This is a genomic window from Variovorax sp. 10N432 (genome assembly GCF_056394465.1).
On sequence record NZ_JBFTHX010000027.1, the window covers coordinates 14,333 to 40,498 of the forward strand.

Below are 26,166 nucleotides of genomic sequence, written 5' to 3' on the forward strand. Positions count from 1 at the left end.
TGATGACCCATTCGAAGACACTCCCGAAGATCACCCGACAGCTGCTCGGCATTCTCATCGCAGCCGCCGCGACCTCAGGCCTTGCACATGCACAGCAGCCCACCTACCGCATAGCGACCGAGGGCACCTATCCCCCCTGGAGCTTCAAGAGCCCCGACGGCAAGTTGCAGGGTTGGGACGTCGACATCGCCAATGCGCTCTGCGAAAAGATGAAGGCAAGGTGCGAGATCGTCGCGCAGGATTGGGACGGAATCATCCCCGGCCTTGTCGCGAAGAAGTTCGACATCGTCGTGGCCAGCATGGCGATCACCGATCAGCGCAGGCAGCGGGTCGACTTCTCGGACAAGTACAAGGACACCATCTCGCGCTTCGTGGCCAAGAAGGGCACGCCTGCCGACATCTCGCCGGCAGCGCTGAAGGGCAAGCTGATCGGCGTGCAGCGAGGTTCGATCCAGGCCAGCTACCTGACGGAGAACTACAAGAGCTCCAGCCTCAAGTTCTACGACACGACGCAGGCGGCGGAGCTCGATCTCGTCGCCGGCCGCGTCGACTACATCCTGGGCAACGTCGTGACCTACTTCGTGGGCTTCCTGAAGGGCCCCGATGCCGCGAACTTCGACTTCGTCGGTCCCGACCTCAAGGGCGGTTTGCTCGGCGACGGCAACGGCATCGCTGTGCGCAAGGGCGACACCGCGATGGTCGACAACGTGAACGCCGCGTTGGCCGCGATCCGTGCGGACGGTACCTACGACCGCATCACGGCGAAGTACTTCCCGTTCAAGTTGATGTAGCCGGCCGTGATCAAAGAGATGTCGATGCTCCAGGGATTCGGCGGCCAACTGTTGCTGGGCGCGCTCTCCACGGTCGAACTCGCCGCCGCCGCGCTGGTAGTGGGGAGCGCGTTCGGCCTGGTGGGCTGCTGGTTGCAGTTGCGGCGCCATCGCGTGCTGCGGAGCCTGGGCTACCTGTACGCGGCGGTCATTCGTGGCGTGCCGGACCTGCTGGTGGTCTTCGCGGTGTACTTCGGCGGATCGCTGACGCTTGCGCTCATCACCGGCGAATACGTCGAGATCAACGCATTCGCGGCCGGGGTGTTCGCGCTGGCTATCTCCTTCGGCGCGTACGCGGCCGAGATTGCACGTGGGGCCTTGCTCGCGGTTCCGCAGGGCCAGCGGGAGGCCGCGCGAACTCTCGGGTTGTCCTCGATCCAGGCGCTTTGGACGGTGGTCATTCCGCAAGCAGCCCGGACCGCACTGGCGCCGTTCGGCAACCAGTCGATCGTGCTGATCAAGCAGACGTCCATCGTCTCGATCGTCGGATGCGAAGAGCTCATGCGTAAAGCCGCCGAGGCCTCCGGAGCGACACGCCAGCCCTTCACCATGTACCTGGCGGCTGCCTGCATCTATCTCGCCCTGACGGGCATCGCAACCCTGTTGCTGGAGGCGGCAGAGCGCCGATCCGCGCGACACCTGATCGCTTGAATCATGTTTGACTTCGGAATCGTCTGGTTGTCGTTGCCGAGGCTGGTCGATGGCGCATTGCTCACCCTTGGCCTCACGGCGTTGGTGGTCACGCTGGGAACTGTGCTGGCTTTGCCCGTCGCGTTGGCAAGGAACTCGGTGCGCGGCTGGCTGCGGCGGACTGCTGCCGGCTACATCGTGTTCTTTCGCGGGACGCCGGCGCTGGTGCAGGTGTTCCTTCTCTACTACGGCGCCAGCCAGTTCCAGGCGATCCAGGACTCGATCCTGTGGGTGGTGTTGCGCGACCCGTTCTGGTGCGTCGTCATCGCGCTGGGCCTGAATTCGGCTTCCTACACCGGCAAGACCTTGGCAGCGGCCCTGGCGGCTGTGCCTCGCGGAGCGAAGGAAGCCGCGTTCTCCCTCGGGCTTGCGAGGCATCAATCATTGCTGAAGGTCGAGATGCCGATCGCGGCGCGCACGGCGCTGCCGGCATTCGGCAACGAGATCATCCTGACGTGCAAGGCGACTTCGCTTGCCAGCACGGTCACGTTGCTGGACCTGACGGGTACTGCGCGCTTGATCAGCGCCGAGACCTATGCGCCATACGAAGTCTTCATCAGTGCCGGCCTGGTGTACCTCGCCATCAACTACGGCCTCATGTTCGTGTTTCGCAAGGTCGAAGCCAATTTCAGATACGCGTATTGATTGCGGAGGTTCCAGAATGAAGACGATGGCCGGCCCCTTGGCCTGGGAAGACAGCACTACGGCTGCCGCATCCGCGGTCGTCGACATACGAGGGCTCTCGAAGTACTTCGGCGCCCACCAGGTGCTGAAGGAGATTGACCTCGATGTGCAGGCGTCGCAGCGGATCGTGATTTGCGGACCTTCGGGGTCGGGCAAGTCGACGCTCGCGCGATGCATCAATGGACTGGAGCCGTACCAGGCCGGCGAGGTGGTCGTGAATGGCATCCGAATCTCCCCCGAGGCCGCGCATGCGGACCTCGTGCGGGCGAATGTCGGCATGGTGTTCCAGCAGTTCAACCTGTTCCCGCACCTGACCGTGCTCGAGAACTGCACGCTCGCGCAGACCTGGGTGCGGCGCCGTTCGAAGGCTGATTCAAGGGCGGTCGCGCTCGGGCAGCTGGAGCGCGTGAGGTTGGCGGAAAGGGCCGATGCCTATCCGGCGCAACTCTCGGGCGGCCAGCAGCAGCGCGTGGCCATCGCGCGGGCGCTATGCCTGGACCCGTCGGTCATGCTGTTCGACGAGGCAACGTCGGCACTCGATCCTGAAATGGTCAAGGAAGTGCTCGAAACGATGATCGCGCTCGCACGCGAGGGGATGACCATGGTGTGCATCACGCACGAGATGGGCTTCGCCCGTGCGGTCGCGGACAAGGTCGTGTTCATGGAAAGCGGAAGCATCGCGGAGAACTCGACGCCGGACGAGTTCTTCGGCAAGGGTTCGAGCCCTCGGATCAGGAATTTTCTTCGGCAGATTGTCTAACGATACAAACAGGAGGCACAGATGATTGCATTGGGAACCATGAGATTGAAAAACGACCTTTCGAGGCCGAGTCGACTCCTCGCGGGGGTCTTGATTGGCGCCTTGGGCGGCCTGGCGCCAATGGCTGCCGTTTGTGCAGCGACGGTTCAGGCACAGGACTTTTCGAGGCTGGTCGAGTTGAGCGCAACGCGCCTGGATATCTCACGCCAGGTCGCGCTCACGAAGTGGGATTCGAAGCTGTCGGTTGCCGATCCGCCGAACGATCCGCGCGAGAAGCAGGTGATCGATGCGGCGACGACGGAAGCGCGCGGAATGGGAGTTGAAAGCGAGTTGGCGTCGGCCTTCTTCGCGGACCAGATCGAAGCGAGCAAGCTGGTTCAGTTCGTCCTCATGGCCGACTGGCGCCGCAAAGGCAGCGTGCCGGCGGATCGCCGCTCGGAATTGAAGACCGAACTCCGCCCCGCGCTGGATCGGCTGCGGCCGCAGTTCATCGAAGAGCTGGTGGCGACGCAGACGCTTCGAGCCGACCCCGATTGCAAGTTGCATCTGGCCAGGGCGGCGGTCGAGCATGGCGAGCGGCATCGACTTGAGCCGCTGTACCGGATCGGGCTCGATCGGGGGCTGGCGCGGGTTTGTGGGGATTGATGAGCCGGGGTGAGAGACCGGCCGAGGCCTTCGCGATCAAGCACGGCATGGGCGCCGCCGCCAGTTGGATTCGGCTGGAACCAGGCACGGAGTACGGGTTAGGGCGATACCGATCGGGGCGCCTCGCGCTGATGTCTGCGGCCACAGCTCCCTGAGTGACTGCTCCGCCACCCACTGTGCACGCTACGGAGGCCCCGGCAGTCGAAGCAGCGCCCCACTGTTGCGCGGACGGGTTGGGACATGATCTCAAGTCAAGTCCAATGCCCGCGACCGTTGTCTCCCGTGGCCATGATGCTGATGTTGGCACCGCACAACTTGCTGATCGTCAGCGAACTGACGTCGGCATCCTGCATGTTCTCGCACTTGGCCTTCCGCAAACTCATTCCTGATAGTCCTCGAATTCCCATTTAGCAAATCTAGAAAGACTCTGCGCCGCGATCGCCCAATTGCTGTTCTGTACATTCTCAGCCAATAAATTGATCTTCTTGACCATCAATTCGTAGCTGAACTCTTTCATCAGCAGAGTATGTCTGCCCCACGCAGCCCCGTCGCTCGACATTTCTGTGGTCAGCCAATTTGGACTGCACACCAAGACTCGGAAGTCATCGCATCCTGCGTTCCCCTTAAACCCAATCTTGAAGTTGACCCAAATGCCAAAGAAATCGCTTGAAGATGGCAAGTAGTCTTCTAGAGTGACCGAAGAGTGGTCGATCCAAATTGCTTTGACTTCTAATTTCATGAAACCACATTCAAGTCAATGGTCTGTTGCACAAAATTCGCTTGCTCTGAGCCGCCCCAGCAGTGGTCCGGCAACTGGCGCGACAGCACGAGTTCCTTTTGTGTGGCCGCGCCCTTCAGCGCCTTCTGGAGCAAGGTCTGGCCCTGCGCTGAGCCAGTTGCACGCCTCCGGCAAGACGCGGTTCTGGGTGCTGCTGATCTCCTGATAACAGGCCCGGAGTGCGCGCTCCTGAGCCGGCGAAAATCGTCGCGCTGGCAGGCCGCAAGGTCGTCGGCCAGCTTCTTGCGCTGGTAATCGTAAGCCTTCAGTCAGTGCTATCAAGCCCCCAAAATTCGTCGAGAAGCATTAAATTCTTTTCAACACTTTCAGTCGTTGCATCCATAGAAAATCTTTTGTAGTTTTCGTAAGACCAGAATGCATCGGCACCGAAGTAATGAGGCCCGATTGCAAGCTCAAGGGCGCCGAGCCACATGCCTCGATCTACCCCAATGCTATATCGAATGGCGTATTTTCTATCGATGAGAAAATAGGAGTAATAAGCTTCTCCGTCAGGATCGTCGGCGTGCAAGAAATTCCTGCCGCTTCTACTACGTTTCTTATAGTAGTTTGATATCGTATCATCCAAAGCATTTCTGCTTTGCTGATCATTCTTTAATTGCACGATAGAGTCCTCCTTCGATTGGTTGAATTTTGTAGCCAGAGTCCAGCAGGTATTTATATTCCTGAGCTGTAAAAGATGTAGGTCTAGCACGCTCTGGATTCGCAGTGAATACAAAACTCTTGCCTTGAGCAATCTGCTGATCCAAGAATGCTTGATTGATTTTCCACATCTCAGAATTGGAAAAATCCATCTGCCTCTGAACAGTAGCCCAGTCCGACATCGAGAAGAAAGTTGATCCACGCGCTTGAGCAATCGCCTCGTAGGAGTCCTTGCTTCCGGCGATGTACTTTCCAAGAATGACTTCAGCAGCGCCTGCATTGTGCGTCGACCCCACGGCGGCTTGATTGACTGCTTGCTGTACCAGTTCAGGTGGCGCCCCGTCTCGGTAGAGATTGTTGATCTGGCGAGCCATCGATGCCGGCGAACTCAGCGCGTCCGCTACGACAATGGGCGTTTCCTTGCCGGCACCTGCGATGGCGGTAACGATCTTGACTCCACCGCGCACCAGCCCGTAGGCGATGAAAAGTGCGTCGTCCGGACCAAAACCCGGCTGCAGCACTTCAGCTTTGGGCTGCGCGAGCAGCCATGCCTGTTTGAGCGTTGCATCGTCGCATGCATAAGGTCCGCTGGTGCATCCCAAGGCGGTCAGCTCATCGTTGATGAACTTCACTACTTGGGCGCAGTCGGTGGTGCAGTTGTCTGCCAGTGATTTGACTTGGAGGTCGCGTTGGGCATCCAGATTGTTCAGGCGGGCCAGCTCCGTGCATGCGGAGGTGCTTCCGCCGTAGCAGTCGGTAAGCGCCTTCTTGCGCGCAGCCGTCTCATCGTGGTTCAGATAGTTGTTCGCCGCTGCATTCGCTCCAGCTTGCCCCGCGAGATTGATCTGGTTCGCATCGCCCCCTGCAACCGCCGCAGCAATGGTGCTCATCATGGCCGCGAACTGGACCGTGTCGATGTCTCGTCCATAGAGTTCAGCCGAGAGCTCCCCGATCACGGCGCCCAGCGCGCCTGCGGCGCAACTGCCATCGGTCCGTGCTGCGCCCACGGCGCATCCTGCAATGGCGTGCGCAATCTTGTTGGCGACGCCCTTGAACTCGTCGCCAACCCAGTTGGCACCCTTGGCGGCTGCCGTATCGAGGAGGGCGTTGATGATTCCATCCTTCAACGCATCTTCCAGGCTGCCGCCGTTGATGGCCGTGCTGATGACGGCCTTCGCTGCGCCCGCCGTCAGGTTCTTGCCCAGCTGGGCCATGACGTCGCCCGCGCCGCCGCCGGTCGTCGGCAGCCCGGTGGGATTGAGGTTCAGTCCACCAAGCACGCCACCCGTGACGATGGCCGTCAACAGGCCCTTCACGCTGGAACTGCTGCCCAGGTCATCAAAGGTTTTTCCCAGGTCGCCCTTGTTGTTGATGAGCGCCACCGAGGCCTGGCTCGCGAGCGCACTGATGCCTGCGGCCACCGCACCCGAGACGGCCGTGCCGCCACCGATCGTTCCCGCGACAGATGCACCGGCAGTCGATGCCGCCCCCCACGTCAGATAGGTCACCACCGCCGTCACCACGGCAGCGCCTTCCGGCGTGAGCCCGCTCTTGCCGTAGTCCCACTGCCTGTGCGCTTCGTCGATCTTCTGCCAGTCGACCTTGCCGGCCAGGTTCGGATCGCTGTTGACCTTGCCGATCCATTCCATGCCCGGTTGCTGAGCCAACGCCTCGACACTGTCCTTGGCGTTCATGCCCACCGTCACCCGCTTGGCGTTGATCTCCAGCGAGCCCGCATTGATCTGGTTGTAGTGCAGCGTCTCGTCGGCGGTCCCCGAGTCCTTGGTGCTTTGCCACATCAGGTTGCTCTTGCCGCCGGTGTGGCTCGTGTTCGACTCGGTCGATTGCAGCGCGAGGTTGACGCTGTCGCCTTCGAGCTTGAGCTTGCCGGGTGTCTCGATCGTGGTGCCCGCAATCGTGACGGCGCCGCTGGTGCCGTTGTCGCCGGTGGCGGTGATGCTGATGTTGGCACCGCTCAGCCTGCTGTTCGTCAGCGAGCTGGCGTTGGCATCCATGATGTTCTCGCCCTTGCCATCCAGACCATGCAAGGCGCTGCTGACGCTTGATTTCTTCGAGCTGCTGTTGCCGACCGTGAGGCCCGCTTCGTTGACGGCACCGGCGATGGTTACCGAGCCGCCCTTGATGGTCAGGTTCTTGGCCGCCTCGACCTGTGCGCCTTGCAGGTACACGCTGTTGGCGCCTTCGAGGTAGATCCCGCCCTGGCTGCTGGTGATGGTGCTGGCGGCTGCGTTGTCCGTTCGCGCCTCCAGCGTGTCGCCACTTTTCTTTTCCTGGCTCAGGTGGCGATCGAGGAATTCGAAGTTCCCCGTGCGGTTGAGCCCGGCGCTGCTGCTGCGCGTGTCGCGGCCTTCCACGACATTGAGCTCGTTGCCCGCCGTCACGCTCACGCCCTGGGTACCGCTGATGTGCGAGCCGACTATGTTGACGTTGTTGTCCGCATGCAGCGCGACAAGCCCGCCCTGGAAGCTGCTGCCCACGCTGGTGGAGCTTTCCTGGGCCGCGTTCATCGTCGTGGTCGTCGAGGAGAACGTGCTCTTCTTCGTAGTTTGCGAGATGAAGGCGCTGCTGTCCTTCGTCTGGCCGTCCACGATGTTGAGGTTGCGCCCGGCGTTGACGATCAGCAGGCCGCTGCCGGCGTTCACGTCGGCTTGTCGCGCGTTGATGTCGTTGCCGGCGCTAAGGGTCGTCATGCCGTTGGTCGCGATCGTGCTGCCGGTCTCCCGGCTGCTGGACGCGCTCACGATCTTGTTGGGGACGACGGCGAAGAGCGAACTGCTTTCGGTGACCGTGTCCAGGTTGATGTCGTGCTTGGCCGTGATGGACGTGGAGCCGCCGCCCTTGTTCTCGATGATCGCGCCGACGAGGTTCACGTCATGGCCGGCATGCGCCTCCAGCGTGCCGCCCGGGTTGGTCACATACACGCCGGCGATTCTGTCGATGCTGGTCTGGCTGAATTGCCCGTTGCTGGAGGAAGACGTCGTGGTCCGGATGTTGATGTCGTTGCCGGCCTTGAGATCCATCGAGTCGCGCGCGTCGACCGTGCCGCCGATGATGTTGATGTCGGCGCGGGCGTCCAGCGCGACGTTGCCGCCGGAGATGCGCCCGCCCAGATTGTTGACGTTGTCGGCCGTGATGGACACCAGCGAGCGCCCGGCAACGGTGCCGCTGTTGGTGAAGGCGCCTTCGCCCGCCTGGTTCTTGATGGTCAGGCGGTCGGCCGACAACAACGCGCCGGAGCCGTCGATATCGCCGGGTTGAACCCGAACGTAGACCTGCGGCACGAGCACCCGCTGCGTGCTGCCATCAGGCAGTGTCACCGTCTGCTCGACCAGCCAAACGATGTCGCTCGTGAGTTGCGCCATCTGTTCGGCCGTGAGCGCAACGCCGGGCGTCAGCTGGTATTTCTGCGCAAAGGTCACGCCCGCGTTCATCAACGCGGTGTATTGCGCCTCGTCGTTCGAGTAGCCGTCGAGGTAGCGGTAGCCAGTGAGCTGCGCGACCTGCTCTCGAATGAGCTGCTGCTCGTAGAAGCCGTCGCCCAGGCGCTTCTGTACGCTGTTGGGATCGATGCCCATCGCGTTGAGAAGGTAGTCGCTGCCGAGCCAGTCGCGATAGTTCGCGAAGCGCGGATCGGTTTCGATCAGATAGCCGCCGGCGCCGGGCTTTGTCTGAAACAGGCTCGCCGTGGGCAGGCGCGTGGCCGGTGTGGTGGTGCGCACGACCATGGCAACGTCGCGCGAGCCTGAAGCAGTCGCGTTGGCGTTGGCTGCATCCGCCGGACCGGCGGAGTCTCCGGCCACCTTGATCGAGCCCTTCACCGCCGACGCGACCTCGATCACCGCGCCGGGGCCGCCGCCACCCGAGACGCCGCCTGCATGTTCCGCCGCGCCGCCCGGTCCGTTGACGTCGCGTGCGGAGCCGGCGTCATAGCCTGCGGTGGCATCGGTGTTCGACCGGTACTCGAAGGCGCCGACGTCGATGCTTTTCGGCGGGTCCGAGTAAGGCGCCATCGGAAAGAACGCCATGCCGGAGCCGTCATAGCCGGTGGCGATGCCGCTGTAGCTGGTGGTGGAACTGCCCTGCGTTGCCGTGTTCTTCGCGCCGGGGGCGGTGAGCGATTTGCCGGCGGTCACACTGCTGTCGCGATTGAACAACTGCCCGTCGATGTCCATGTCGCCGCCGGCCGCCAGCCGTGCGGGTGCGATGTTCGTGGCGACATCGCGCGTGGTGGTCTGCGTGATCTGCCAGTCCAGATAGCTGATGCCGACCAGCGTCTCGCTTCCGTCCGCATTGCGGTGCCATACCTGACCCGTGAACGGGTCGCCGCGGGTGTCGTCCTTGCTCCAGATCTTGCCGTCGAGGGTGCTCAGGTATGTCCTGTCTTCCGAGGTGGTCTGCTGCTCTACCTTCAGATGGGGATCGATGTTGTTGACGTTCGCCATCGCGATCGACATGTCGCCCAGCGCTTCAATGGTCGCGCTCTCGTTGTTGAGCACGCTGCCCTTGCCGGTGACGTAGCCATCGGCGTCGAGGGCGCCGCCGATGAACAACTCATCGGCGCTGAACAGAAGGGACCCGTCGCGGTTGTTGATGGTGTCCGCGCCGATGTCAAGACTGGTGCGCGCGGCGATGGTCGCAGACTTCGTCGCGCCATTGACTGTTTCGGCGTCGTTGTTCAAGGTGCCCGCACCGATCGCCACCTCGTCGCCGTAGATGCGACCCGTCCCGACGTTGTTCACGACCCCGGCATCGACACGCGTCTGGCCATTGCTGTCGATGAGCCCTCGGTTGTTGAGCGTGCCGGCCCGGATGAACGAATCGGTGCCGCTCATCTCCGCATCGGCCGCGTTCTCGACCACGTTGCCGCCAGCCGTGAGCGTGCCGCCCGCGAGCAGCTTCCCGTTGTTGGTCAGGTTGCCGGTCGTGACGTAGCCCAGGTCGCCATTCGCACTGACTTCGCCGTTGTTCACGATATCCTGCGTGAGCGCGATGCTCAGGTCGCGACCCGAGGTGACGGTGCCGTCCGCAGTGAAGCGGGCGGCGTCCAACTGGAGCGCCTTGATTGCGGTCAGCGTGCCCCCGGTGTTCACGACGCCGAGGGTCTTGGCGAGAGGATTCGCGGCGTTCGGATCGACGATGCGCAACCTCTCGCCAGCGGAAATCAGGCCGTTCGTGTTGTCGACGCTGCCGCCGCTGGTGATCGTCGTATCGACATCCGACCGTACGGCGCCCGAGGTGTTGTCGAGGTTGCCGACATCGAGGGCAACGTTCTTGCCCTCGATGCCTTGGTCGATGCCCTGGGTGCCGGTGTTGACGATCGTGCCTGCGTCGAGCGTCGTCGTGGCGGTCGAGCGCAGCAGGCCTCCGGCGTTCTCGACGGTGCCCGCATTCACGGTGAGGTCGCCCACGGCCTGGGTCTGGCCTCCGGTGTTGTCGTAGGTCGCGCCGTGCGTGTTCACGGAAACGCTCGACCGACTGAAGACGATACCGCCGCCGGTATTCGAAAAGTCGCCTGTGCTGGCGCTCAGCGCACCCTTCGAACCGATATAGCCGCCGGCATTGTTCAGCGACCCGCTGGCGATGTCGAGCGTGCCGTTGCTGGCGATGCCGCCCTGGTCGCCTGCATAGCCAGCGGCGTGGGCATTGCTCAGGGTTTGGCCGTTCGTGTTCACGGTCATCGCGTCACCGGACTGGATCAGGCCGGCGTCGTTCACGAGGGCGCCCGAGTTCAAGGCCACCGTGGTCGTGGCCGCCAGGGTACCTTGCGCATTCGTGAGCGCATGGCCGCGCGTGTCGATCACCAGCGCGTTGCCGAAGACCTTGCCGGCAGAATTCTCGAAGCCGCCATTGGCCAGCGCGACATTGCCGCCAGCTTGCATCTTGCCGCCGCTGTTGAGGGTGGCGCCCGTGGTGGTGATGCCCAGGTTGCCCTTGACGGCCGTCATCGCGCCGCGCGTACTGTCGAGGCTCGCGGCCGAGATCGATATGTCGCCGTTCGCGGCGAGCGTGCCGTCCACATTGGACGCCGCGCCGACGACTGTCATCGAGAGGTCGCCCACGGCCTTGACGCTTCCCGTGTCGTTCACGAACCTGCCGGCCTCCAGCTCGGCATTGCCGCCCGCGACGATCTCGCCATTTGCGCTGTTGTCGAGCAGGCCGGCCGTGCGGATGCTCAGATCGGCGATGCCGGCCGTGCGAATCGAGCCGGCATCGTTCTTGAGGCTGCCGGCCATGATCGCGGTGGCGCCGTTGCTTGCGAGGGTGCCGCCACCGCTGTTGTCGAGCGCGCCGACGACTGCAATGCGCGTGTTGTCGGTCCCGGTCTGGATGACCGTGCCACCCCGATTTGCCAGCATCCCGGCGTCGATGGTGATCTGCCTGGCGGTGGTGGCTCCGCCGTCCTGGTTGAACTTGCCGGCAACTGCGGCCACCAATGCGCCGTTGCTGGTGATCTGGCCGTCGGCGCCGTCGAGGCTGTCCGCCTGAACGGCCAAGGTCCCGGCGCCGGCATGCTCGATCTTGCCGGCCGTGTTGGTCAAGGTCGCGGCCTTCAGGGTCAGGTCCTGGCCGTTGCTCGCGATGCGCCCGTTGGCGCTGTTCAGCGAACCGCTGACTGCGATGGTGGTGGCACCCGTGCCGATCTGGACGATTTCGCCGCCGGCGGTGTTGTCGATGTTCGAGGCGTGGAGGTCCAGCTGGCCGGCATTGAGCTTGCCGCCCTGATTGATCAGGGTCTGTGCGCTGTGCGTGTCGGCGCGGATGCCGAGCGTGCCGGCCGTCGCGACGGTGGCGCCGCTGGTCGTCACGTTGCCCTGCGTCCCGGTGATGGCGATGTTGGCGGCCCCGGTCTGGCTTCCCGAGAGATCGACGCTGGCGCCTTGCAGCGACGCATCGCCGGCCGCGAGGTTCGTGCCCTGGGCTTCCAGCGCACCCGTGATCGTGATGTGCAGATCTCCCGTCGTCGCCAGGCCGCCGTCGGCGTTGATGCCGGCGCCGAGAACGCCAATGCGTCCGCCTTGCAGGCTGCCGGCGCCGACAGTCGTGTTGTGCCCGGCCGTGATGCTCCCATCGTTGGTCATGGCATCCGTGGCGACGATGCTTGCGTCGGCGCCAGCGCGCAGCGAACCGGTGTTGACCATCGAGCCGGTGCGCAACGCCAGATCGGTCGCTGCGCTGATCCGGCCCGAGTTCGCCAGCACGTCGGCGATCGAAAGCGACGTGCCGGCCGTCGACGACGCCACGCTTCCGAGCGCGTTGTCGAGCGACCGGCCCTGGATCGAGACGGCCTGGTTGGCAAGGAGCGAACCCGAGGCGTTCTGGATCGCACCTGCGACGCGCGCATCCAGCGCGCCGGTCGCGGAGATCGTTCCGCGCTGGTTGCTCAGGATGCCACCGACATTCAGGTCGGCATCGCCGTTGCTTGCGAGCGTGCCGTCTTGATTCAGCAGATCGCCGGTCGTGGCAATGGCGAGACTGCCCACATTCAACTTTCCGCCGCTATTGTCGAAGTCGGCGACGTTGGCGCTGAAGCCGTTCGCGACGTTGAGGGTCCCGCCGGCATTGCTGAAGCGCGGGCCGGTCACGGCCAGGCTGGACACTTCGAGTTTGCCGCCCGCGTTCGAGACGTTGGGCGTTTGCAGTTCGATCGGTCCGCCGGCATAGACATGGCCGCCGTCGTTTCGGATCGTGCCGGCGGCCGTGATGACCCCGGGCGCGATCGGCGCCACCGGTGCGGGCGCTGGGCCGCCGGCGCCAGCGCCTGTCGAGGGATCACCGAATGCGCCCGGGTCGGCCGCGCCACCCCCGCCCGAACCGGCGCCATCACCGCCCGCAGCCCCTGGGCTCGAATTGCTCCCGCCGGATCCGCTGCCCGCGTTGGCGCCAGAAGAATCGGCGACCGGTTCGTAGCCGATGCTGCCGCCGCTGGTGTTGCTCAGGTTCGGGGCCGCGAGCGTGAGGCCGACCGTGCTGGTCTGGCGGATCGTCCCGGAGTTGTTCACATCGCCGGCCGCGCTCGCCAGCTCGATGCGCTGGCCTTCGATGGTGCCTGCGTTGGTCAGGTCGCCTTGCGTGGCGATGGTGGCGCTGCCAGCGGCCACTACCTTGCCGCTGTTCGCGAAGGTCGGCGCCGTGATGGCCGCAGCACCCGCTGCCTGGATCGTGCCGATGTTCTCGATACGGCCCGATGCGGTCACGGTCAGTTCGCCCAGGCCCATCAGCCTGGCGTCGCCCGCACCGGTCTGCATCGTGCCGGCGTTGCGGGCACCCACCCCCGCCTCGGTCCCCATGATCCAGATCTTCTGCGCGTACATGCCGCCCAGGGCGCCGGCATCGAAGGCGAGCGGCGGCGTCGGGCCGGTGTTGGCCACCGGCGTCACCTTTGTATCGACGCCGGGTGCCCCGTCGGCGCTGACCTGGTTGGCGCCCGTGACGACGCGAAGCTCGCCGCCGCCCCATACGCCGCCATTGATCGACACCATTCGCGCATACAGCGCCGCGAATTCGGTCCCGCTGGCGTCGAGGCCGTTGCCGCTGACGCCGATGGTTCCGCCGGTCACGCGATAGCTGTCGATGCCGCCGARGGCATTCATCTGAGGGGCGCCGGTGGTGAGCGTCGCGCGCGAGACGTTGATGAAGCCGCCGCCCTGGACCTGTATGCCCGACGGGTTGGCGATGATGAGTTCAGCCTTCGATCCGGCGATTTCCATCGGGCCGCGCAGGTAGCTCGGCGCGGAGCTGTTGACCTCGTTCAGGATGACGCGCGCCGAGCCCTTGGCGAGCCAGGGATTGGCCCCCACGATGCCGCCGATGTTCGACTGCACGACGGTTCGGGCGTTGTTGATCACGGCGCCATTCGCGCCGACATCGAATTGCCTGTAGATGTTGTGCGACACCCCGGCCGCGTTCGGCGTGACGATGTTGACCAGGGGAATGCCATTGGGCGTCGCCAGGATCGTGGCGCGGTGGCCCGGAGCGCCCGGGTCGGCCACGATCTGCGCCCGGGCGGGCCCGAGGGCGAGCACCGCGGCGGCCACGATGGCGGCCGCGCCTGTTGTCGTGCCAGGCGCCTTGCCGGCGCTGCGCGCAGTCTCTTGGACCACCATGCGCATCTGGCGCGCGGCATTCCAGACGATTCGATGCAGGTCGGCGTTCATGTTGTCTATTCCCTGGGGTGTTCTGAATCTGTGATGAGGGCCGCGTGCGGCCGCTCGAGGCCGGGGCAAGAGGTACTTGCCCCGGCGCTGCTCTCTCAGGAGCAGCTGAACTTGGCGATGCCCGTGTAGCGCGCGCCTGTGGCAAGCGTCACGGCATAGCCGGCCGCTATCACATAGCCATCGGTGCCGTGGGCGCCCAGTTGGACCGCGGCGCCCGAGCCGCCGCTGAGGAAGGCGCCCTTCATCGAAACGCTGGTGGGTGTCGCGACCGTGATGTTGTCCAGGCTGGTTGACGCAGTCGCATCGCCGACCGAGACATTCAGGACGCCGCCCACGGTCCCGCCCTGGTCGCTGAAGCTGAGGCTGGCCGAGCCACTCGCCGTGCCACTGTTCGCCTGCGGGCCGCTTCCGCCACCGGTGTAGGTTGGGGCGGTGAACACACCCGCGTCGCAGGTCGGCGAACCCGCTGCGGGCATTTCGGCCAGTGCGTTGAGCGCGACATAGTGATAGGCGCGGTTGTCGTTGCCGGTGAGCGTGTCCGCGCCCGATGCGCGGGTCACGGTGCCGGCGACCCAACGCCCGAGCGCGAAGTCGGCATCACCGTGGATGTCCTGGGTGACGCTGCTGCCGCCCAGGGTGGTGTCGTTGAGCTTGGTCATGGCGCCGCTGGCGGCCTGCTCGCTGTCGGTCAGCCGACTGAAGGACTGGAGGCCAACGCCCAGCAGCATGTAGCGGGCCGTCGCACCGCGTACGAAAGGCGTCGAGACGGAACCCGAGTCCGAGACCGTGGCCGGGTTGTTGTCATTGACCTTGTCGGCGCCGATGCCATTGGCCGCCGGCAGGGCAAAGCCATCGCTGTTGCTGCCGCCTCCACAGGCTTGGAGCAAGGCGATCGAGATCAAGGAGGCGCAAAGAAGAGCTTGGGATTTCATGAGTTTGGTGAGTTGGATGGATCGAAAAGAAGGCTTCGTGGTGGGTCGTGGGTAGCGGTGTGTGTTCGGTCTCCTTGGTCAGAAGCTGTAGTTGAGGGTGAAGCCGCCGGTGACCCTCGCCGTGCGAAAGCCCTCTGGTTTGCGGATTGGCGCGCCGACGAAGAAGTCGTAGCTCAGGCCCCGGAAGGCGCCCCGGACTCCGATCACGCCGCCGGCCAGGTCGGCGCCGAGCTGCCAGTCGGCCGAGGGGCCGCCGATGTGGCCGTAGTCCACGCCCGCATACAGCTCGGCGCCGCTCTGCCCCAAGGCCCAGCCCAGGTCGTTGCGGATGAGCCAGCCGCGTTCGCCCAGCAGGCTGTTCTCGCCGTCGAAGCCGCGCACCGTGTAGCGCCCGCCGATCGCGAAGCGGTCCTGGGGTGTCAGGGGCGTGCGATTCCACTGCGCACGCCAGAGCGCGCTGTAGCGAAGCTGTTCGCCGGCGAGCTTGAAAGGGGCGTTGAGGCTCACGTCGGTGGTGAACAGCTTCATGCGCGAGGTGCCCTCCGACGGGTCCTCGGGGGCCTCTATGGCTCCGAAGGCGCCCGTGCCACGGCGGTAGGTCAGGGTGGCGTCGAGCGTCGCCTGCCCCATGAATTCGCGGTGGTTGAAGCTGGCCTCCCATCCCCCGATCACGCGGCGCTGCGGACCGATTTCCTCGTCGTCGATGAAGTTGTGCGAGGCGCGGCGGAACGCCCGGATCGAGGCCGTCGTCTTGCGCGAAGCGTCGCGATACAGCAGCCGCGCGAGCCGGACCTCGGCGTTGCTGCTGTCGCCGCTGTAGACGTAAGTCTCGTACAGGCCCGCGACCGACTGGTGGTAGTCGTTCTGCGAGGCGTTAGCGCTCAGCAGCCAGTCGCCATGGGGCACCGAGTAATGCACGGTCTGGCCCGCGGTCCCTTGGCCCCGGTGGTTGAAGGCGTCGTGGTTCAGGCTCAGGTAGAAGAGATCGTTCAGCCCGAGCGGGTTGTCCCAGGCGACGGTGGCGCCCGCCTGGGTCTTGCCCGTGCCGTCCGTGCCGCCGTCGTCCAGGGACAGGGTGGCGCGCAGTGGGCGCTTTTGCGTGTAGCTCACCACCAGGTCGCTGTCGCCCGGCCGTGCATCCGGCGCAGTCGAAGCCTCGATCTGGATGTCGGCATCTGCCGTGGGAAGCCGCTTCAGGTTCTCGAGGCCCTGCTCGATGTCGCGCAGGTTGACGAGTTCGCCCACCCGCGTGGGGATCGCGGTTCGCAGGCTGGTGCGGGCGGCTTCATCCTTGAAGCGGATGGACGCAATGCGGCTGGGCACCAGGGTGAGGGTCAGGGTGCCGGCGCTGAGGTCCTGCGGCCCGACCAGCACGCGCGTCGTGACGAAGCCCTTGGCAATCACAGCCTGCTGCACGCGCGCGAGCACGACATTGATGCCTGCCGTGCCGAGGCAGCGGCCCTGCCAGTCGTCGTCGGGGACGCTGGCCGATCCGAGCGCCCATTGAAACTCGTCGGCGAGTTCGCCCGCCAGCACGAGCCGGTCGATGCGAAAGCAGGGCGTCTCGCCCGAGGGCAAGCTTTGCGTATCGATCGTGGCGGGCTTCAGTCGCTCGTCGGTCGTGCGCTCTTGCTGTTCGCGCAGCGCTCGCTCGCGTTCCTGCTGGCGAAGCTCTTCGATGATGGGCTTCGGCGTGGATGAGGTCTGCGCTTGCGCACCGAATGATGCGGCGAAGCCAGCGACGAGCAACGCAGACAGCGTCGAGGCCGGAAGGCCTGAAGCAAGGCGAACCTCCACCACGGGCCTCGCCCGCCGGTGGGAAAGGGGAATCATCTTTTTGTCCGGGCACCGGATGCGCGTGTCAGGCGCGAGACGGCGAGAAAAAGCGACGGCCGCTGGGCGCGGCCGACTTGACTCGACGACTCTAAGAATCGCAAGCGATGGCGTCGATGAGACGAATCCGGTTCTGCGGGAAGAAAGGTCGCCTTGGCGTGTGAATCAACCCTTGGTCGTCGGCTCGCGACCCGGCTTGCCACGTCGCAGGATCCTGCCGACGAACAGGCAGCATGCCGCAATGGCAGCGATCACGGCGCCAAGCGTGAATGCCATCCTGTAGCCGCCGAGCAGGTCGGCGGCGGCTGGCGCTTGCCCAGCGCCGGCCAGACGAGAGGCGTACAAGCTCGCCGTGGAGATCATGGCGGACAAGCCGATGACTGTGCCGAATTGCTGAGAGGTATTGAGCAGGCCCGAGGTCAGTCCTTCCTCGCCCGCCTTTGCACTCTGCGCACCGAGGATGTTGGTCGTGATGGCGATGATCGGCAGCCCCACGCCGACGAGCAAGGTGGGTCCGAGGACATCGAGCCAGAACACGCCATGCATGCCGGCAAGAGAGAGCCACCCCATGCCGATGGCCACCAGCACGAAGCCTGCCGTCAGGGATTCGTGTGCCCCGTATCGCAACCAGCGTCCGGCGCTCGTGGCGGTCACGATGACGATGCCGCAGAGCGGGAGGAAGGCGGAGCCCGACGCCAGCGGGCTGAAGTTGAGGATCGACTGGAGATAGAGGTTCCCGATGAAGAACATCGGAAAGATCACCAACTGTCCGATGCCGGCGTACACCAAGGCCTCCATCAAGCCGCCATTCCTCCATGTCGCCGCAGGAATCAACGCATGGGAAATGGCCCTCTGGCGGATCAGGAAGCCGACCAGCAACATTGAGCCGGTGAGCGCCGAGAGCCACAGTACGCGGGCATCGCTCTGGGGTTCACCGAACTGCACGATGCCCCATGCGAGCAGGGTCTGGCCTCCGACCAGAAGCAGGCCCCCAAGTCCATCGGCTCGGCCGGGACGCGCGCCGCTGCCGAACTTCGAGAACACGGCAAGCGAATAGAGCAAGAGCAACGCCGGTATGGCGACACTGATCCAGAACGTCGACCGCCAGCCGAGCCAGTCGGTCAGTGCGCCCCCCAGGAAGGAGCCCAGCGCCCCACCGAGCCCGCCCATTGCCGCCAGCAGGCCGAGTGCCTTGTAGCGCTGCTCGCCCTCGAAAGTGGCCAGGATCAAGGCCAGGCTGGCGGCGGCGGACAGCGCCGATCCCAGCCCCTGGATCGCACGCCCCGCAATCAGGAGCTCGGGGGACGGCGCCATCGCGGATACCGCGGAGCCTATGGCGAGCACCAAGAGGCCGGTCTGGAAGATGCGCGTCCGGCCAAGAATGTCCGCAATCCTGCCAGATGCCAGCAGGGCGCCACCGAATACGGTCAGGTAGGCGTTGGCAATCCACGATTGGCCGGTTTCAGTGAATCGAAGCTCTCCGGCGATGGTCGGAACGATGACGTTGATGATCGAGGCATCCACGATCAACAGAAGTTGCGTGGTTGCCAGGAGAAGCATCAAGCCTTTGAAGTTCTGTGCGGTTGGGACTGCGGATGACAAGGTGCGCTCCATGACGAATCTGGAGCCAAGGCTAGAGACCCGCCCCGAAACGCTCAACTAACCATCGTCTTGAATTTGATAGCGATCGTCCAAGTGAAGGCCGAGTGACGATCGGGTCGAACGAAGCGCCAGATACAACCCCACCGTGCTTTCATATCCGACCCGGTGCGCAATTTCCTCTCTGCTGAGCCTTGTCGTTCTCATGAGCGCTTGCGCATGCGACACCCGCACCTTCGACAGATACCGAGCGGGCGCGCATCCGGTCGCCTGACGGAATGCGAGGCTGAAGGCGGACCTCGACATGCCGGCGGAGGAAGCGATGCCTGCGACTGTCGAGCGTTCCTTGTATTCGGTGTGCATGTACAGCAGTGCGTTCGCGATGCGAGGGTCTCGCAGGGCGCGACTCATCGACGTGGTGGCCGATTCGACATCGAGCGCGACCCGAAGCCCGAGCACGTAGATCAGTTCCAGGCCGCGCAGGAGAGCGAAGCTGCTCCCCACATGAAAGCGCTCGACTTCGCGCAGCAGTCCGTCGATCGTGCCTTGAAGCAGCGGCTCGCGCTCGATCTGGTGCTTGCGGATGACGATGATTTCCGGAAGCAGCTTGTACAGCGGAGTCGAGGCATGGCCGCCGCAATGCAGGCCGGCACACAGGAACAACGCAGGTCCATCGGTCCCTGGGATTTCCACTCTGACGAATCCTCCTTCGCGCCGGCTGGGGAGAATTTGTTCGAGCGCCAGGGAAACCGCCGGTGTGGAGCTGCCAATCCGATGGGCGCCGCCGTGCGGGAAGATGGCCAGGTCGCCCAGGTTCAGGGGGATGTTGGCGTTCGGGTGTCCGATGTCGATCGCCATCGATCCCTCTTCGACATAGTGGAAGAGCGCGCAGGCTTCGCGCGGTCCTGCAAAGGACCAGTCGCCCCCGGTTCGCCATGCGCTCACGAAAGCGCCCTCCAGGCGAAGCGGGTCGACGATCATCGAGAAAAGATCCTCGGTCGCTTGCATGGGCCCTCCGGTCCGTGGTTCGGGCTGCGACGTGGAGCCCGTGACGCAGAGACTAGGGGCGGCTGCGTGCAGCTTGGTCCGCGATGCGCGTGAGAGGCGTCTCCTTTTTGGCCGCTTACTCCTGGTTTCCCGAATCAGGCAATTTCCGCCTCGCCCGGCTTCTGCCGTACAGTCGGATTCCGCTGGGGGACCGGCCGCGGCCATCACCGGCCATATCGAGGAGCGAAAAATGGGCAACCCAAACCAGGCTGAAACAGCATCCACGTCGACGATCGAGGAAGCGCTGGACAAGAACAAGAACGCCACCGAGGAGGTCAAGAAGGCTGCCGATGATCTCCTGGTCGTCCACACGGTCCTCAAGGAAGAGCTCTCCCAGGACGCCCAGGCCGAAGTGGTCGGCCGCGCGGTCGAGCAGGCAGGCGAGCTCGAGAAGCGGCTGACCAAATCGGCAGAAATGCTTGACGAGGTCAACGAAACTCTGGAGCAGGTTGCCCAGGGCGGCGACGGCTCCGGCGACGGCTCGGGCGGCGGTTCCGACCGCAGTCCGCCGGCCCAGGGTGCCCCTCGCCATTGACTCAAAGCGATCCGTAGCGGTTACAGGCTGTTGGCCTACAAGTGGGCGGGTGACGTTCTGCGCTAATCGACAGCGCTAGCAGGCCCCCGTGGCGATTCATAACCCAGCGCTTTCACGCGTACCACGATGCCGCTCAGAACGATCCTCATCGAGGACAGCGAGACGATTCGCGAAAACCTCATACCGACGTTGGCGGAAATGGCCGACGCGCTCGTGATCGAGACCGCCGAGACGGCTTCGGAAGCGATCGCCGCACTGGATCGGCACAAGCAGGACTGGGACCTGGCCATCGTGGACCTGTTCCTCAAAGAAGGCTCCGGGCTGGGCGTTCTGCGGGCCGCGCAAGACCGATCACCGCACCAGCACATGGTCGTGCTGACCAACTACCCCACGCCAGAGATTCGTCGAAGGTGCCGAGACCTCGGTGCGGATGGCGTCTTCGACAAGTCCACCGAACTCGAAGCCTTCTTCGATCTCTGCCGCTCCTATGGCGTCTAGCCAGCTACTGGCCGCGCCCTGCCTCAGAGGTTGCTCATCCCGCCGTCGATCACCAGTTCGCTGCCGACTGTGAACTTCGACTCGTCCGAGGCGAGGAAGACCACCGCCTTGGCGATCTCCGAGGGGTCGCCGAAGCGGCCGGCCGGGATCTGGCCGAGGATGGCGCCGGCCATCTTGTCGAGATCGGCCGCGGGCAGGCCCAGCTTGCCGTAGAGCGGCGTCGAGATCGGGCCCGGGCTCACCGCGTTGACGCGGATGCCGCGGCCGATCAGCTCGCCCGACAGCGTGCGCGCCAGCGTGATCAGGCCGCCCTTGGTCGCCGCGTAGACGCTCGAATTGGGCATGCCCACGCGGGCGTTGATCGAGGTGTTGAGCACGATCGAGGTCGGATTCGCCAGGATCGGCAGCAGCGCCTGCACCAGGAACAGCGGCCCCTTGAGGTTGACCGCGATCGAGCGGTCGAAGCCGGCTTCGTCCCATTGTTCGAGCGGCCGGAAATCGGCCACGCCCGCGTTGATGAAGACCGCATCGATCTGGCCGAAGGATTCCTTCAACGCTTGCGCGAGGTGTTGCTGGTCGGCCACGCTGCCGGCGTCGACGCGCAAGATGAGCGCTTCCTTGCCGAGTTCGGCGCGGGCCCGCTCGATGGTCTCGGGGTTGCTGCCGGTGACCGCCACGCGGGCACCTTCGGCGATGAACTGCCGCGCCGTCTCGAGGCCGATGCCGCTGGTGCCGCCGGTGACGAGTGCGCGCTTGCCGTTGAGTCTGTTCATGATGCTTCCTTCAGTTTGGGGTGGTTGATGCGGCGCGGTGTCGTGCCGTGAGGTGAACTGTAGGGTTCATCTTCCTTGAGGTAAATGGCCTGAAGAAGCACAATTCGTTCAGCTTTTGTGAATCAAGGAGAGGTTGATGGACCGGCTGCGCGCCTTCGAGGTGTTCGTCGCGGTGGTCGCCAGGCAGGGTTTCGCGCGCGCGGCGGAGGCGCTCGACACCTCGCCCGCCAACGTGACGCGCTATATCGCCGAGCTCGAGGCCCACCTGGGCACGCGGCTGCTCAATCGCCACTCGCGCAAGCTCTCGCTGACCGACAGCGGGCAGGCGCTGTACGAGCGGGCGCGCAGCATCCTCGACGAGGTGGCCGAGGCCGAGGCGCTGAGTGCATCGAGCACGCTGCAGCCGCGCGGGCGGCTGCGGGTCAATGCGCCGGTGAGCTTCGGCATCCTGCACCTGGCGCCGCTGTGGCCGAAGTTCCTGAAGAAGTACCCCGAGGTGGAGCTCGAGGTGTCGCTGATCGACCGCGTCGTCGACTTGGTGGAAGAGGGCTTCGACCTCGGCATCCGGATTTCGCGCACCGGGTCGACCGCGCACATTGCACGCAAGCTGGCGGCGTCGCGCAACATCGTCTGCGCCGCGCCGGGCTACCTGCGCCAGCACGGCCGGCCGAAGTCGCCCGCCGACCTAGCCGACCATGCCTGCATCGGCTACACCTTCTCGGCCACCGGCGACGACTGGCACCTGTTCGATGCGCACGGGCTGGAGCATGTGGTGAAGGTGCCTTCGGTCATGCGCGCCAACAACGGCGACACGGCGCGCGCCGCCGCGCTGGCGGGCGTGGGCGTGATCTGGCAGCCGAGCTTTCTGGTCGGCGACGACCTGCGGGCGGGGCGGCTGGTGCCCCTGCTGCCGGGCTACCGCATGGCGGACATCGACATCCTCGCGGTGTACCCGAGCCGGCGCCACCTGAGCGCCAAGGTGCGCGTGATGATCGATTTCTTGGCCGACGCCTTCAAGGGGACGCCGCCCTGGGATCGCGCAGCCGCTAGCGGGTCCCGATGACCAGGCAGATCGCCAGCACCGCGACCAGGCCGGCGAGCAGGAACCCGACCACGCGTTCTTTCGAGCGGGACGGGGCTCGGGGCGGATGCGTCTGGTCCGCCCGGTTCAAGGACGCGAAGCTGCTGAAGCTCTGGGTTTGGGAGTCGGCAGATGGACGTGACATGTAGGTCATTGTGGCTACTCTTACGGGGCGCTCCAAGGAACTAATGCACGCTTAAGTACGCAGTTCTGTGACGCCGTCCAGCCGGCGAGCATTTGAACCGATCCTGCGATTCGGGGAATGAACAGACCGGGGCGGCAGCCGCCGCCCGGATCATCGCGCCAGCCCGCCTGGAGGCCCCATGGACATTCCCCCGCAGTCGGCCGCCCGCCACCCGACCCGCCTCGACGGCCGGGAGTACAGTGCGCCGTACGTCCCACGCGTCGAGTCCCCCATGCCGAGCATGCCCCGCGATGCCGTTCGGCCATCGGCCGAGGGGGCCGCCTTGGCCGAAAGCGCCGAGGCCCGCCTGGTCGGCCGCACCGCCAAAGGCGACCTGCAGGCCTTCGAGCAGCTGTACCGCGCCTACCACCCCCGTCTCTCGCGCTTCCTGGACCGCGTGATGCGGCGCTCCGGCCTGGTCGGCGAAGTGCTCAACGACACCATGCTGGTGGTCTGGAACCGTGCCGCCAGCTACGACGGCCGCAGCAAGGTCTCGACCTGGATCTTCGCGATCGGCTACCGCAAGGCCCTCAAGGCGCTCAGCCGCCTCGACGAGCCGATCGACGACGAGGGCGGCGACGACCAGCCCGCGCCGCCGGAGGCCGGCCCCGAACACCGCGCCGCCCGCTCGCAGATGTGTGCGGCGCTGGCGCAGGCGGTGGACCGGCTCTCGCTCGAGCAGCGGGCGGTCGTCCACCTGGCTTATTTCCATGGCATCGGCTGCCGCGAGATCGGCGACATCGTCGGCTGCCCGGTCGACACCGTGAAGACGCGCATGTTCCACGCCCGGCGCAGGCTCAAGACCCTGCTGGCAGGCCAGCTGGAGGATTGGCTGTGAGCGGGCAGGTGGTCCCCCTCGGCAGCGACGTGCATCTGAAGGTGCAGTCGTTGCTGCCCTGGTACGTCGGCGCGACGCTCGACGCGCAGGAGCGCGCGGGGGTCGAAGCCCACTTGGCCGACTGCCCGCGCTGCCGGGCCGAGCTGGCCGTGGAGGAGGAGCTGCAGGCCGCCTATGCGGCCACCGGCAGCGACTACGCCCCCGGCGATGCCGACCAGGGGTTCGCCGCTTTGCGCGGGCGCCTCGTCGGCGGCGAGGCGCCACCGGTGCGTCGCGGCTTGCTGGCGGGCCTGCGCGATCGCTGGCGCGAGAGTCCGCCCTGGACCCGCTGGGCCCTGGCCGGCCAATGCGTGCTGGTCGCGGCCCTGGGTGGCCTGCTCGTGCTGCCGTTGTGGCCCGAGCCGCGCTACCGCGCGCTCGGCGAGCCCGCGGCGGTGCCGGCCGGCGTCGACGGCGGCCAGCTGATCGTGAGGTTCCGGCCCGACGCCACCGAGCAGGAGATGCGGCGCGTGCTGCGCGACAGCAGGGCGCGGCTGGTCTACGGGCCGACCACCACCGATGCCTACCTTCTCGCCGTGCCGGCCGGTCTCGAAACGGCCGCGGTGCAGCGCCTGCGCCAGGAAAAGGCGGTGCTGCTGGTCGAATCGCTCGATCGCCGGGCGGCGCCATGAAGCGCTGGCTGGTCGCCTGGCTGCTCGCGCTGGCCGCGCTCCAGCCCTTCGCCGGCGCGGCGGCGGCCGACCCGGTCGAAGCGCCGGCCGCCGCTCCCCGCCAGGTGCTGCTGCTGTTGCGCCTGCCGCCGGAACACTACCGGCCCGAGAGCGGTTATTCGGGCGGCTATGGCGGCGGCGCGGCGCATGGCGCGCGGCGCCGCGTGGCGGCCGATCTGGCGCGCGAACACGGGCTGACCCTGGTCACCGACTGGGCCATGCCGCTGCTGGGCGTGGATTGCTTCGTGCTGACAGTGCCGGACGACCGGCCGCCCGAGGATGTGGCGCAGGCCTTGTCGCGCGATCCGCGCGTCGACTGGGCCCAGCCGATGAACGAGTTTCGAACCCGCGGCCACGACGACCCGCTGGCCCCGCTGCAGCCGGTGGTGCAGGCCTGGCAACTGGAGGAACTGCACGAGATCGCCACCGGCCGCAACGTGCGCGTGGCCGTGGTCGACAGCCGCATCGACCGGCACCATCCGGACCTCGAAGGCCAGGTGGCGCTGGAGGAGGATTTTGTCGACGGCCATGGCGACCGGCCCGAGGACCACGGCACCGCGGTCGCCGGCATCATCGCCGCGCGGGCCGACAACGGCGCGGGCATCCTGGGGGTGGCGCCGAACGCCCGGCTGCTGGCGCTGCGCGCCTGCTGGCAGCAGAGCAGCCAGTCCACCGTGTGCACCAGCCTGGGCCTGGCCATGGCGCTGCACTTCGCCATCACCCACGGCGCCGAGGTCATCAACCTGAGCCTCAGCGGGCCATCGGACCGCCTGCTCGACAGGCTGCTGGACGTGGCGCTGGCGCGCAGCATCAGCGTCGTCGCCGCGGTCGATCGAAGCCGGCGGGATGGCGGATTCCCGGCCTCCCATGCGGGCGTGGTGGCGGTCAGCGACGAGAGCGAAGGGCCGGCCTTGCCGGGCGTGCTGGTGGCGCCGGGGCGGGACGTGCCGACCACCCTGCCGGGAGACCGATGGAACCTGGTGTCGGGCTCGTCGTATGCCGCTGCCCATGTGGCGGGCCTGTTCGCCCTGATGCGCGAGCCGTCGCCGGCACGCGCCGGGCTGCCCTCGACGGCCGGTGTCGTGTCCCTTCCGGGTGGAGGGATCGACGCCTGTGCCACACTGGCCCGCGTCGCAGGCGGCGGCGCCTGCGTCCGCACCGTGACGCGCTCCACGACATCCCCCAACCTGCGCCAGTGACATGCCGGCCGCCGGTCTGCGTGTCGCGCTCGGCCCCTCGCTCTTCCTCGCCTGCGGCGTCGCCCTGGCGCAGGCCGGCGGCAGCGTCGCGCTGCTGTCGGACTACCGCTGGCGGGGCGTCTCGCTCAGCGACGACCGGCCGACCTACCAGCTGAGCGCCACCTACGACCATCCGAGCGGCTGGTTCGGCGGTGCATCGCTCACGGGCGTGGCCCTGGGCCCGTACGACCGGCGCCAGGTGCAGCTGCTCGGCTACGCCGGCTATGCGGGCCGGCTGTCGGAGCGCCTGGGCTGGGAGGCGGGCGCGACCGGCGTCCACTTCAGCGTCGATTCGCGCTACGACTATGGGGAAGCCTTCGCCGGGTTGAACGGCGAGCGCTGGAACATGCGGCTGCACTATTCGCCCGATTACTTCGGGCGCGGCATGCGCACCGCCTATGCCGAGTTCAACGTCGGCGTTCCCCTCTCGGCCCTGGTGCGCGCGACGGCCCATGCGGGTGCCCTGGTGCGGGTCGGCGGCTCGCCCGCCGAAGACGGACGGGCCGACCTGGACGGCAGCATCGGGCTGGCGATCGCGCGCGACGCGTGGGAGGTGCGGATCGACTGGGTCGCCGGCGGCCGCAGCAGCATCTACCCGACCGCCTACGGACACACGGCGAACGGCACGCTGGTGTTGAGCGCCTCGTTCGCCTTCTGAACCGCGGGCCGATGAAC

General features: G+C 65.8%; 22 protein-coding genes. 12 read left to right on the forward strand and 10 right to left on the reverse strand.

Annotation, left to right across the window (positions count from 1 at the left end; all coding sequences use genetic code 11):
* Positions 1–2: 2 nt before the first annotated feature.
* The 5 genes from AC1DF3_RS25905 to AC1DF3_RS25925 are packed head-to-tail and all read left to right on the forward strand — an operon-like array spanning position 3 to position 3,609.
* Positions 3–791, forward strand: coding sequence for an ABC transporter substrate-binding protein (locus AC1DF3_RS25905; protein WP_478141309.1), 789 nt, complete (start codon positions 3–5; stop codon positions 789–791).
* A 6-nt stretch (positions 792–797) separates the two neighbouring features.
* A complete protein-coding gene (locus AC1DF3_RS25910) occupies positions 798–1,481 on the forward strand; it encodes an ABC transporter permease (RefSeq protein ID WP_478141310.1) in 684 nt (227 codons plus the stop codon).
* Between the two features lie 3 nt (positions 1,482–1,484).
* On the forward strand, positions 1,485–2,165 hold the full coding sequence (locus tag AC1DF3_RS25915; RefSeq protein ID WP_478141311.1) for an ABC transporter permease: 681 nt from the start codon (positions 1,485–1,487) through the stop codon (positions 2,163–2,165).
* A gap of 16 nt (positions 2,166–2,181) precedes the next feature.
* Complete coding sequence (locus AC1DF3_RS25920; protein WP_478141312.1) at positions 2,182–2,964, forward strand: amino acid ABC transporter ATP-binding protein; 783 nt, start codon at positions 2,182–2,184, stop codon at positions 2,962–2,964.
* Between the two features lie 21 nt (positions 2,965–2,985).
* Entirely contained in the window at positions 2,986–3,609 is a 624-nt protein-coding gene (locus tag AC1DF3_RS25925; protein ID WP_478141313.1) for a chorismate mutase, read from the forward strand.
* A gap of 379 nt (positions 3,610–3,988) precedes the next feature.
* Here AC1DF3_RS25925 and AC1DF3_RS25930 read toward each other — a convergent pair whose 3' ends face one another.
* The 8 genes from AC1DF3_RS25930 to AC1DF3_RS25965 all read right to left on the reverse strand — a co-directional run bounded on the left by AC1DF3_RS25930 (position 3,989) and on the right by AC1DF3_RS25965 (position 19,595).
* Positions 3,989–4,348, reverse strand: a complete 360-nt coding sequence (locus AC1DF3_RS25930) for an Imm8 family immunity protein (RefSeq protein ID WP_478141314.1) — start codon at positions 4,346–4,348, stop codon at positions 3,989–3,991.
* Complete coding sequence (locus tag AC1DF3_RS25935; protein ID WP_478141315.1) at positions 4,345–4,482, reverse strand: hypothetical protein; 138 nt, start codon at positions 4,480–4,482, stop codon at positions 4,345–4,347. The genes AC1DF3_RS25930 and AC1DF3_RS25935 overlap by 4 nt, the downstream gene beginning before the upstream one ends.
* A 170-nt stretch (positions 4,483–4,652) precedes the next feature.
* Complete coding sequence (locus AC1DF3_RS25940) at positions 4,653–5,009, reverse strand: hypothetical protein (RefSeq protein ID WP_478141316.1); 357 nt, start codon at positions 5,007–5,009, stop codon at positions 4,653–4,655.
* The gene (locus AC1DF3_RS25945; protein ID WP_478141317.1) at positions 4,993–14,223 is read right to left on the reverse strand and encodes a two-partner secretion domain-containing protein; all 9,231 of its coding nucleotides are present in this window, start codon (positions 14,221–14,223) and stop codon (positions 4,993–4,995) included. The genes AC1DF3_RS25940 and AC1DF3_RS25945 overlap by 17 nt, the downstream gene beginning before the upstream one ends.
* A gap of 95 nt (positions 14,224–14,318) precedes the next feature.
* Positions 14,319–15,155: a hypothetical protein gene (locus tag AC1DF3_RS25950; protein ID WP_478141318.1), complete on the reverse strand. Its 837-nt coding sequence runs from the start codon at positions 15,153–15,155 to the stop codon at positions 14,319–14,321.
* Between the two features lie 78 nt (positions 15,156–15,233).
* Positions 15,234–16,988 (reverse strand): ShlB/FhaC/HecB family hemolysin secretion/activation protein, encoded by a 1,755-nt coding sequence (locus AC1DF3_RS25955; protein ID WP_478141319.1) that lies wholly within the window; start codon positions 16,986–16,988, stop codon positions 15,234–15,236.
* Between the two features lie 165 nt (positions 16,989–17,153).
* Positions 17,154–18,602 (reverse strand): MFS transporter, encoded by a 1,449-nt coding sequence (locus tag AC1DF3_RS25960; RefSeq protein WP_478141320.1) that lies wholly within the window; start codon positions 18,600–18,602, stop codon positions 17,154–17,156.
* Between the two features lie 45 nt (positions 18,603–18,647).
* A complete protein-coding gene (locus AC1DF3_RS25965) occupies positions 18,648–19,595 on the reverse strand; it encodes a cupin domain-containing protein (RefSeq protein WP_478141321.1) in 948 nt (315 codons plus the stop codon).
* A gap of 229 nt (positions 19,596–19,824) precedes the next feature.
* Here AC1DF3_RS25965 and AC1DF3_RS25970 point away from each other — a divergent pair, with 229 nt between their 5' ends.
* On the forward strand, positions 19,825–20,169 hold the full coding sequence (locus AC1DF3_RS25970) for a hypothetical protein (RefSeq protein WP_286534568.1): 345 nt from the start codon (positions 19,825–19,827) through the stop codon (positions 20,167–20,169).
* A gap of 126 nt (positions 20,170–20,295) precedes the next feature.
* A complete protein-coding gene (locus AC1DF3_RS25975; RefSeq protein ID WP_478141322.1) occupies positions 20,296–20,667 on the forward strand; it encodes a response regulator in 372 nt (123 codons plus the stop codon).
* Positions 20,668–20,690: 23 nt separating this feature from the next.
* Here AC1DF3_RS25975 and AC1DF3_RS25980 read toward each other — a convergent pair whose 3' ends face one another.
* On the reverse strand, positions 20,691–21,440 hold the full coding sequence (locus tag AC1DF3_RS25980; RefSeq protein ID WP_286534566.1) for an SDR family oxidoreductase: 750 nt from the start codon (positions 21,438–21,440) through the stop codon (positions 20,691–20,693).
* Between the two features lie 136 nt (positions 21,441–21,576).
* Between AC1DF3_RS25980 and AC1DF3_RS25985 the strand changes: the two genes are divergently transcribed.
* Entirely contained in the window at positions 21,577–22,503 is a 927-nt protein-coding gene (locus AC1DF3_RS25985; RefSeq protein ID WP_478141323.1) for a LysR family transcriptional regulator, read from the forward strand.
* On the opposite strand, the gene AC1DF3_RS25990 is transcribed toward AC1DF3_RS25985, so the two are convergent.
* The gene (locus AC1DF3_RS25990) at positions 22,487–22,666 is read right to left on the reverse strand and encodes a hypothetical protein (RefSeq protein ID WP_286534564.1); all 180 of its coding nucleotides are present in this window, start codon (positions 22,664–22,666) and stop codon (positions 22,487–22,489) included. The two genes, AC1DF3_RS25985 and AC1DF3_RS25990, sit on opposite strands and share 17 nt — an antisense overlap.
* A 178-nt stretch (positions 22,667–22,844) precedes the next feature.
* Here AC1DF3_RS25990 and AC1DF3_RS25995 point away from each other — a divergent pair, with 178 nt between their 5' ends.
* Genes AC1DF3_RS25995 through AC1DF3_RS26010 form a run of 4 tightly spaced genes read left to right on the forward strand, consistent with a single transcriptional unit; the run spans position 22,845 to position 26,149 of the window.
* The gene (locus AC1DF3_RS25995) at positions 22,845–23,543 is read left to right on the forward strand and encodes a sigma-70 family RNA polymerase sigma factor (protein ID WP_478141324.1); all 699 of its coding nucleotides are present in this window, start codon (positions 22,845–22,847) and stop codon (positions 23,541–23,543) included.
* The gene (locus AC1DF3_RS26000) at positions 23,540–24,214 is read left to right on the forward strand and encodes a zf-HC2 domain-containing protein (protein WP_478141325.1); all 675 of its coding nucleotides are present in this window, start codon (positions 23,540–23,542) and stop codon (positions 24,212–24,214) included. The genes AC1DF3_RS25995 and AC1DF3_RS26000 overlap by 4 nt, the downstream gene beginning before the upstream one ends.
* Positions 24,211–25,452 carry a S8 family serine peptidase gene (locus AC1DF3_RS26005; RefSeq protein ID WP_478141326.1) on the forward strand — a complete coding sequence of 414 codons (1,242 nt, stop codon included), beginning with the start codon at positions 24,211–24,213 and terminating at the stop codon, positions 25,450–25,452. Before AC1DF3_RS26000 ends, AC1DF3_RS26005 begins: the two co-directional genes overlap by 4 nt.
* Position 25,453: 1 nt before the next feature.
* Positions 25,454–26,149, forward strand: a complete 696-nt coding sequence (locus AC1DF3_RS26010; protein WP_478141327.1) for a TorF family putative porin — start codon at positions 25,454–25,456, stop codon at positions 26,147–26,149.
* The last annotated feature ends 17 nt before the right edge of the window (positions 26,150–26,166 follow it).